The following is a 9,521-nucleotide window of genomic DNA, read 5'->3' as shown; positions in this document are numbered from 1 at the left end:
GAAGAATCCTTCGTAGTGCGATGGTGGTGCTCGGACTTGGCCTGTTGGTTGGCGTCCCGGTGCTGAATGGTTCAGCGCTCGCCGCCGACAAGCATGCGGCTGAAGCGGTTGAGCACGCAAAGGCCGCCGTGTCGCATGGGAAAGAAGGCCATGCGGATGCTTGTGTTGAACATGCAAGCGAAGCGCTCAAGCATGCCCAGGCAACAATGAAAAACCCGCATGGGGCGGAAGGTGTGAAACACTTAACGGAAGCCGTGAAACATGGTAAAGCCGGGCATGCCGATGCCTGTACCGAACATGCCGAGGGGGCGGTCACGCATTTGTCTGAAGTGAAGTAACCGGCGGGAAACAGCCACGGCTGCTGTAAGATGCTTTTGTTGAAGCGGGCAGGGACACAATCCCTGCCCGTTCTTGTATGAGGAGAGTGTGCGAGTCGGATTTTATCAGTTCGATCCACAGTTTGGTGAGGTGACCAAGAATTTGGAAATGGTCACGGCCAAGCTGGAACAGGCGCACGCGGATCTCATCGTGTTGCCGGAGTTGTTCGCGTCCGGCTATCAGTTCCTCTCACATGAAGAAACGCAACAACTCGCAGAGCCCGTTCCAGACGGACCGACGGTGCGTCGTCTGGTTGACCTCGCGAAACGCCGCAGGATGCATCTCGTGGCGGGACTTCCTGAGCGATCCGGCCCCCGCTGTTACAATTCAGCCGTCCTCGTAGGCCCGTCGGGCTTCCTTGGGTGCTATCGGAAGACTCATCTCTTTTACGAAGAGACACAATGCTTCACTCCCGGTGACTCCGGATTTCTTGTATGGGATATCGGGTCGGCGAAGATCGGTATCATGATTTGTTTCGATTGGTACTATCCGGAGGCCGCTCGGACGTTAGCGATGCGGGGTGCCGATATCATTTGCCATCCATCCAACCTGGTCTTGCCGAATTGCCCGGATTCCATGCCGGTACGGTGCCTTGAAAATCGAGTATTTGCCGTGACGTGCAATCGCATCGGCAGCGAAGCGCGGGGTGGAAAAGAGCGGTTGACCTACATCGGTCAGAGCGAAGTGGTCACACCCAAGGGGGTCATTCAACATCGGGCGTCTCGTGACCAAGAAGAACTGGCCATCGTGGAGATAGAGCCGGCTCAAGCCCGCAATAAGAGTTTGAATCGCTACAACGATCTGCTTCGCGACCGCCGCGCGTCGTTGTACAAGATGTAATCTCGGACCTCACATCCTGTTGAGAGAAACCCAGTGCTTGCGCAAGTCGAGTGAGCAAGGTAGGATTTCGTTCATGAATACCGAACTCCGCAAAGGCATTTTTCTGATCGCTACGCCGAGCCTGCGAGACCCGAACTTCCGCCAGACCGTCGTCTTGCTGTGCGAACATGGGCCGGAAGGAGCGCTCGGTGTCATTGTGAATCGTCCCACGGCCATGTCCATTTCTGAAGCCCTTCCCCAGGTTCCGGTGATTGAGGGATCAGGTCATGTCCTCTATGCCGGTGGTCCCGTGCAGACGAATCAAGTGATGCTGCTCTATCGGGGCGATCAGTTTCCCGACAATGCGCATCACGTATTCGACGGCGTCTGTCTTGGCGGGGACGTCGGCATGGTCGAACGCATTCTCACCGGCGTCGGGACGAAAGAATCCTTCCGCGCCTATCTTGGTTATTCGGGATGGGGGCCAGGACAGCTGGAAAACGAGATGAAGACCGGATCGTGGATCACGTTGCCTGCGGACCCGCAGGCGGTGTTTGAAAAAGATCCGACGCATGTCTGGGGAGATATCCTCCTTAGGCTCGGTGAAGCCTATCAGCCATATGCCGAAATGCCCTTCGATCCATCTTGCAACTGAACGTTCTCGCCATCCTGCGGCAGGATCCGCCACATCATCGTTGAAGCTTGCCGCGCCGAATGCTAGGGTCATGCAGTATTGACCGTGCTGTGGCTGTTCATCCAGGCGCCGTTTCGCGCGAGTTGCCGCGGCGATTATCCGTGGCGCGCTTCCTGCGGATGACGCGCGCATCGGTCGGTGGAAAAGATAGGCCGGATCGGTATCGGTCCAAGGAGAGGGGAAATAGGTGAGTCAGCCGGAAATGTCTCGGCCAGGGACTGAAACGTTGTTGAGAAAGTTGCACGAACGCCCGCACCAGCCGATCGGGAAATGGTTGCGTGCGCCGGCCCATGTGCATTACAAAGCGTTTCGTATGTCAGACCCGCCGACACAGCGCCCGGCCAGTCGGTCGGAATTCCAGTCGCTGTTGGGACATTTCAAGGTTCCCGTCGAAACGACCGAGCTTCGGGAAAATTTCGGCTACGGTATCAAGGAATCCGAACACGGCGATCGGCTCATCATCATCTGGCAGGCGCATACGGAATACTATAATTACCAACTCTGGCATGTGCCGTCGCAAGCAAACGGGACAGTGACCTTCGGACCATTGGGATTTCCGGATTACCGGTTTCCCGTGGAGCCGCTTGGGTCGATGGTCTGTCGCTTGGACATACTGCTGACGACGGGCATGCTGCCGCCGCGGAGCGAATTGCGCGGGCTGATACCCGGCCCCGTCTTGTACGGAAGTCGAATCTTCAATGAACAGACCTGTGTCGCGACGAGCTTTCCACCGGACGATCAAGGGCGGGAGCGGTACTGGGTCAGCGTCGGACCGTCGCAAGGGGATCCGTCACGTCTGAAAGACATCGTCGATGCCATCGTGCGGATCGAGACCTACTATCATTTGTTATTGATGCAAAAGCCGCTGTTCTCCGCCGCCATCGACCAAGTCTATAAATTTGAGCAGGTTCACTTGAGGCAGCGAGAAATCATTACGTCCCACATCGGCCATGCCAACTCGGAGACGTTGCAGCGATGGCTGAATACCCTCACCCAGGATCTCTTGAAGACGAATCGCATGGCGGGAAAACTTCACTTCGAGCTGTCCGCCTCCCTGCCGTACGACAAAATCGTCCATACGACATTGACGTCCATCGCCGAGCATCCGATGGACTCTTACCGTCCGATCTCCGACTATGTGTTGGGGGGCATTACGGGAGTTGCGGAAGGGTATCAGCAGCTGTTGCGCCGCATCGACACGCTCCGAGGCGGATTCGAGGGCATCATCGCGATCATTCGGACCCGCATCGACTTGATCCTGGAATCGCAAAACCTCGCGCTGCTCCAAAGCGTCGATAAAACGACCAAGAGTCAAGTGATTCTTCAACACACGGTTGAAGGCTTGTCAATAATCGTGATTGCCTATTATCTGTCTGGGCTGGCGGGTTACGTCTTCAAAGGATTTGCCGAACTCGGTTGGCTCAAGAATGTGAATCTCGCTTCGGCGATCTTTGTCCCCATTGCAATTGGACTTGCCTTTGCCATCACGGCGTTCAGCAAGAAATATCTGCACAAGAAATTGGCGGGCGGACAAGCGGCGATGAACGCCGACAAGCAGGAAGAATAACCACCGACGATACGTACGTCCAGACATCCTGTATCACAGGATTTGCCCTTCTTGTTTCAGCGAAACATCGTCGCGCAACGTCTACTACACTCCTCACAACCCATCCACACACCACAGACGCGGTCATCATTGCTAGCGTATAGAAATTTCTAGAGCCATAGAGAGAAATGTACTGTTCATGCACGTGGAGTAACCTCCATGTCGACTCTTTTTTTGGCGCTTTCATTGGATGAATGCGAACTGAGTGATTTTCGTAACGTATGGAGCAGACATGAATCTATTCCGATACAGGGGCTGAATCTTTTCTGATACAGGTAACCGTGTCTCACAGATGTGCGTCACAGGGACAGTGCTACGTATAACATCGACTATAAAGAACTTACGAGTTCTTCTGGAATAGTCGATACTGTCCTCCAGCAATGGCACTCCGCTTGCTCAGGGCTGATATGCAATAGCACGTGATTCTAATTGTGCATGCATTCAGTTGGTTCCAGAGTGACCTACGTCAACCGGAAAATGAAAATGGTGAAGGGAGGAAAGGAGGTGGTGGTCTCTGCTTGTTAAGCGGCTCACTATTCCGGTTGCGCAGCTAGATGTCTATCGGTTCTTGCAACGGTGGCTCACCTAAATGAAGCGGAGGTCTGACAATGGGAGATATGGTGAAAGATTTTAAGACGATGAGAACGGAACCGGCAAAGCTCGAGAATAAAAAGCGAAGGCTTGAACCACCAAAGACGAATGATCAGGAACTTGGACCGTTAAAGCTTCTTCCTGGAAAGTGGGCGAACCTGCCTAGCCTGCCAGGCCGTGGATGGAATATGATCGCCCTGCCGTTTGTGGCGCCGTCACCGCAGGGGGTTCCCTTCCCTCTCAATTATCGGTTGATGCTTCACCAATACAACGAAGAGCTTGAGTTTATCCTGGTGGATAAGGCCGTACCGAATCGTGGCATCCGTCTCGCTCCGGGGACTCCCGCTAATGCCGATCAATTTCTCGTGGCATTGGACTATCAACAGAGAATAAGGCAAATCGCCGGTGATGATTTCCCGAAAAGCGGCCTGGCGGGGTCGCCAGGGGATGTCATTCATCACGAACCGGGTTTATGGCTGCATATGATAAATGGTGTCACGGAAGGCCTCAATATTGGAAGACTCGCGACCATTCCCCATGGCGACTCGGTATTGGCTTTAGGCCGAAGCAGTGAACACTCAGGCGCGCAAAGCATTCCTGATGTCAGTGGTTTGCCGATCGGGGTCGATCAGGATCTCAACAACCCCTACCTGGCACCGTACAAACACTTCAACGACAATTTATTTCAGGGATTGTTCAATCCGGTCAGCCCGAATGATCTGCTGGAAGCGGCGAATCAGGGTGTCGAGGTCGAGAAGACAACGGTCCTTGATGTTGATTCGACGCTGCCGACGGGTGGAGTCGTTAATATTCCCTTCGTCGTCAGGCAGGCCAACGCAACGGTTGTGAAGTCCACGTTCTGGATTCAGGAATTGAGGGAGAAAGATAAGTATGGGAAACCTAAGCTGCGTCTGCAGTATACGCAACTGGTCATGCTGGACTTCTTCCCGCGAGTTGATAATCTGCGCCCTGGCCTCATCCAATGGCCGCATGTGAGCATTAATACGCTGGAGAAAGTCGCCGAACCGGAGACAAAAACTAAGTAGCCGCAGTGGTGAGGCGGGGTGACCTCGTTTGCCCCGCCTCATGCGTGAGAAGGTTCCGCTCTGAGTGCGGCTGCCAAGAATTGCCCGGTATAAGACGCGCCGACCTTCGCCACTTGTTCCGGCCGACCTTCGGCCACAATCTGTCCTCCGGCTGTTCCACCTTCGGGACCGAGGTCGATGATCCAGTCGGCGGACCTGATGACGTCCAGATTGTGTTCGACAATTACCAGGGTATTACCCGCATTCACGAGTTTGTGGAGGACAGCGAGAAGTTTCTTGATATCTTCAAAATGCAGACCCGTGGTCGGCTCGTCCATGATATAGAGTACGTCTTTAGCGGACGTGTCCTTCAACTCAGCGGCGATTTTTAAGCGTTGGGCTTCACCGCCGGACAGAGTGGTTGCCGACTGGCCCAGGCGTAGATAACCTAGACCGATAGAGGCGAGGAGACGTAACCTTTCTTGCAGCTTCGGCGTCCCAGTGAAGAACGAGGATGCCTCTTCCACCGTCATGTTGAGGACTTCGGAGATATTCTTGCCGCGGTAGCGAGTCTTCAAGATTTCCGGTTTGAAGCGTCGTCCTTCGCAGACCTCGCATGGCGCGTAGATATCCTCGAAGAAGTACATTTCCAACTTTTCCACGCCGCTGCCTTCGCAGCGTTCGCAGCGCCCGCCCGCGGCATTGAAGGAAAAGTGACCCGGCGTGAAACCTTGCTGTCGCGCTTCTCGTTGAGAGGCGAACAACTGACGAATCTCATCGAACGCCTTCAAGTATGTAATCGGGTTGGAGCGAGGTGTGCGCCCGATCGGCTGTTGGTCGATCAAGCGGATACCTTTGAGGTGCTCGATGCCTTTGATCGCCTTGAACCGCCCCATGGGAAGGGATTCCACACGGAAGGCCCGCGCCACGGATCGGTAGAGGGTATCTTCAACCAGCGTACTCTTGCCTGAACCCGACACGCCGGTCACACAGATGAGCATGCCCAGGGGGATGCGAACGAAGAGGTCTTTGAGATTATGTTCAGTGGCTCCGGCAATCACCAGCATCTTGCCGTTTCCAGATCGCCGTGATGTGGGTTGGGGAATCTGTTCTTCGCCGCGCAAGTACCGGGCGGTGGTCGCTCGACGGTCCTGGATGAATGCCTGCGTGGGGGCCGCGCAGACGATTTCGCCGCCTTTTTCGCCGGAGTGGGGGCCGAGTTCGACAAGGTAGTCGGCTGATTCAATCATGCGGCGGTCATGTTCGACGACGATCACCGTATTACCGGTGTCGGCCAGATCGTGGAGGATGCCGGCCAGGAGATCAGTATCCCTGGCATGCAGACCGATCGTCGGTTCATCGAGGACATAGAGTGTGCCGACCAACCGAGATCCGAGTTGGTTGGCGAGCGCGACCCGCTGTGCCTCGCCACCGGAGAGCGTCTTGGTTTGCCGATTGAGCGTGAGGTACCCAAGTCCGACACGCCGGAGAAATCCCAGTTTTGCTCGGAGCTGGCGGAGAATATCTGTGGCGATTTCTTGCTCAAAGGGCGATAGGGGTAAGGATTCAGCCCATTCTAAAAGACCCTCTACGGTCCGCTCCATCGTTTGGTGGATGTTGGCTCCGGCAATTTTGACGAACAGCGCATCCGGCTTGAGGCGACTGCCATGACAACCGGGACAATCAAAGGGCGTCCGGTAGCGGCTGAGGAAGACGCGGACATGCAGTTTGTAGCGTTTCCCCTCGAGGTACTCGAAGAAATCATGAATCCCGTCGAAAGATTTGTCGCCTTCCCAGAGCAATCGTTGCGTGTCTTTCGGCAGAGATTTGAACGGAGCCGTGATATCAATCTTGTGCCGTTTCATCGCGAGCAGCATCTGTTTCTGCCACCAGGCGGAGCTGGGTTTGCTCCAGGGTTCGACGGCTCCTTGGGCAAGCGATTTGGTTGGGTCTGGGATGACCAACTCTGGATCATACCGCAGCACGTTGCCGAACCCTTTACATTCAGGACAGGCGCCAAGCGGATGGTTGAATGAAAAGAGAATCGGCTTCAAGGGCTCGAAGGTTCGTCCGCAACGCTGACAGAGAAATCGCGTGCTGTAGGATTGGCATCCATGGTCGATAATGTCGATCGAACAGCGACCCTCTCCTTCACGAAACGCCGTTTCGACCGCTTCGACCAGTCGAGCGCGATTGTCATTCCGGATCACCAGGCGATCGAGGACGATGTGGAGCGAGGGAGAGCGATGGAGTGGAGAGGACTCCACCTCATGCAAGTCGAGTACATCGTCGGTGGTCTTAACTCGGGTGAATCCACGAGTGAGAAGTGATCGGACAAACAGAGGTTCTTCCTTGGACGAAGGAGTCGCAATGGGGAACAGCACCATCGCCCGGGCATCAGGCCATCGTTTGAGAAGATCGTCGGCCACGGTGTCCGGCTGAAATGAGCTGGCTTCCTGATGACAATCAGGACAGGTGGGCTTGCCGACCTTGGCGAACAGAAGGCGCAGCAAGTCGGCGATTTCAGTCGTCGTGCCGACAGTCGAACGAGCTGTGCGCACCTGATTCTTCTGCTCAATGGCAATCGCCGGCCGGACGTTGAGGAGGCGGTCCACATCCGGGCGAGCCACCTTGTCGAGAAACATGCGGGCGTAGGTGGAGAGTGACTCGACATACCGCCACTGGCCTTCGGCAAAGATTGTGTCGAACGCGAGTGAAGATTTTCCCGAGCCCGACACACCGGTAATGGCTGTGACTTGATTGTGCGGAATCTGCAGCGAAACGTTCTTGAGATTATTCTGCCGGGCGCCCTCGATAATGAGGTGACTGGTAGATGCATTGGGGGGCAGAGGGTTGGGCATAGCAATCTTTTCAGAGATAGAAGACCGACCATGGTAGCAACAGTTGGGAGTTGGTTCAATGAAGGAACCGGGGGCGACAGTGGTTGTGGAGTGTCTCAGAAGCTTTGTCCTCGTGAAGTTTTCAAGCCGGCCATCCTCCTCAATTCCTGTGCGATCATCGCCGTCCATAATCATCCCTCCGGAGACCCACGCCGAGCCCTGAGGATCGGATGCTCACCGCACGATTGCGAGACGCTGGAGACTTATTGGGCATCAGGCCACTCGACCATCTCATTCTCGGTGACGACCGCCTCTATAGTTTTGCTAATCAGGGCTGGCCGCTGTGAGGCGACAGCGAAAGCCCTGTTGCGCTTGCCGTTGATTATCCTTCCGCGCAGATCACGCATGTCGAAACATTGGTCGACTGCAGGCCCATTACGAGTGACACGGCGGATGCCTGAAAAATAGGGAACATACGGTACCGGATGTAATGCGTGGTCATTCGTGCGCCGAAGTCGTTGTTTGCAAGATTATCCCCAGAACGTGGGGACGACGTGCTGAGGTCGATGACCTCGCTTTTGTGCTGCGGCATTCATCATCACCGTATCTATTTCGATTAACCATCTTGTGCCGTTGGAACTCGAAGAGGAATGGGCCAGTGTGTGGTTCAAACTTCGTGTCTCGATGTGGTGTCAGCACCAGATCATTGAACAGCTTTGCCGATTCCACATGATCGTTTGACAGACGAAGGAAGCCGTGAGAGTTAGATGAAGACAGTGAATGCGGACCATGAAACTCCCAGCGGACCGACAACTTCTGGGTATCTGCCGACAGATTGAGCAGTCGGCATTGTCATTGTTTTTCTGGTGCTCTTCGGTGTGACGTGCGTATATGCTGAACTATCCTGACCCGATTGCGGACACAGTACCCTCGCGCTTTCCAGTGATTGCCGGAGAACACCCGAGTAGCAACAGCGGAATGGCCTTCCGTGAACCAGGTGGGGTGGGGCAGTACAAGCTCCTGGTCAAGACTGTGGCGAGCGTCAGGAGCATCACTTCGCCGGAAGGAACCTCGGTTGTGTCCTATGCTTTGAACGCTGTGCTTCACCACTAAGCCCAAGAGGAGTCTGATGCCACACAATATCACCAGTCCAACAGATCAGGCTCCGATTGTCCATCGGTCGGAAACAGAAATTTGTTTTCGTGTCGATGATGTAGTGCCTAGTCCGATACGTCTTCCGCTGACCCATGCAAGACAGCAATTTGAGAAAAGATTGGCTCGTCCGCTCCAGGCCTTTACCCATGAGCAGGCCTCTGACATCGTGCTTGAAAAGCACGGCATAGAGCATGGTTTGGTTCATGCGGTGTATCTCGCCTTTAGCGAGCATCGGCCGTTGGTGCTGACCCCGGATGCCATCTGGATCACCCTGGCACAGGGTTTTGCGCAGCATCTCAATCTTCACGCAGAAGCATTACGTTCGCGCATGGTTTCACACAAAGGCAAGGTGACCATGGAGGCCTCGGCATTCGAGCTTGTCACCCCGGAGGATTGGAACGAGGTGATTCAGC

General features: G+C 55.0%; 7 protein-coding genes and 1 pseudogene. 7 read left to right on the top strand and 1 reads right to left on the bottom strand.

Annotation, left to right across the window (positions count from 1 at the left end):
* From smbP to ACOSYY_RS16320, 5 genes are all read left to right on the top strand, one after another.
* Positions 1-338, top strand: a 338-nt coding sequence (gene smbP / locus ACOSYY_RS16340; RefSeq protein ID WP_421663782.1) for a small metal-binding protein SmbP, incomplete at its 5' end; no start/stop codon positions are given.
* A gap of 88 nt (positions 339-426) precedes the next feature.
* A complete protein-coding gene (locus tag ACOSYY_RS16335; protein WP_421663780.1) occupies positions 427-1,218 on the top strand; it encodes a nitrilase-related carbon-nitrogen hydrolase in 792 nt (263 codons plus the stop codon).
* A gap of 73 nt (positions 1,219-1,291) precedes the next feature.
* Positions 1,292-1,852 (top strand): YqgE/AlgH family protein, encoded by a 561-nt coding sequence (locus ACOSYY_RS16330; RefSeq protein WP_421663778.1) that lies wholly within the window; start codon positions 1,292-1,294, stop codon positions 1,850-1,852.
* A 226-nt stretch (positions 1,853-2,078) separates the two neighbouring features.
* Complete coding sequence (locus ACOSYY_RS16325) at positions 2,079-3,458, top strand: DUF3422 family protein (protein ID WP_421663777.1); 1,380 nt, start codon at positions 2,079-2,081, stop codon at positions 3,456-3,458.
* Positions 3,459-4,105: 647 nt separating this feature from the next.
* Positions 4,106-5,134 carry a heme-binding protein gene (locus ACOSYY_RS16320; protein WP_421663776.1) on the top strand — a complete coding sequence of 343 codons (1,029 nt, stop codon included), beginning with the start codon at positions 4,106-4,108 and terminating at the stop codon, positions 5,132-5,134.
* Between the two features lie 38 nt (positions 5,135-5,172).
* On the opposite strand, the gene uvrA is transcribed toward ACOSYY_RS16320, so the two are convergent.
* Positions 5,173-7,974: an excinuclease ABC subunit UvrA gene (gene uvrA / locus ACOSYY_RS16315; protein ID WP_421663774.1), complete on the bottom strand. Its 2,802-nt coding sequence runs from the start codon at positions 7,972-7,974 to the stop codon at positions 5,173-5,175.
* 30 nt (positions 7,975-8,004) lie between these two features.
* Here uvrA and ACOSYY_RS16310 point away from each other — a divergent pair.
* A pseudogene (locus ACOSYY_RS16310) lies at positions 8,005-8,300 on the top strand (JAB domain-containing protein).
* Positions 8,301-9,226: 926 nt separating this feature from the next.
* Positions 9,227-9,521 (top strand): DUF4419 domain-containing protein (locus ACOSYY_RS16305; protein WP_421663772.1); only part of this gene is annotated, 295 nt, incomplete at its 3' end.

Source organism: Nitrospira sp. BLG_2, from assembly GCF_049222245.1.
The sequence above is the reverse complement of the archived record's forward strand: the minus strand, read 5'-3'. Positions and strand labels throughout refer to the sequence as shown.

Coding starts and splice junctions, on each gene's coding strand:
- ACOSYY_RS16320 (WP_421663776.1), top strand. CDS start 4,106: ATGGGAGATATGGTGAAAGATTTTAAGACGATGAGAACGGAACCGGCA.
- uvrA (WP_421663774.1), bottom strand. CDS start 7,974: ATGCCCAACCCTCTGCCCCCCAATGCATCTACCAGTCACCTCATTATC.
- ACOSYY_RS16330 (WP_421663778.1), top strand. CDS start 1,292: ATGAATACCGAACTCCGCAAAGGCATTTTTCTGATCGCTACGCCGAGC.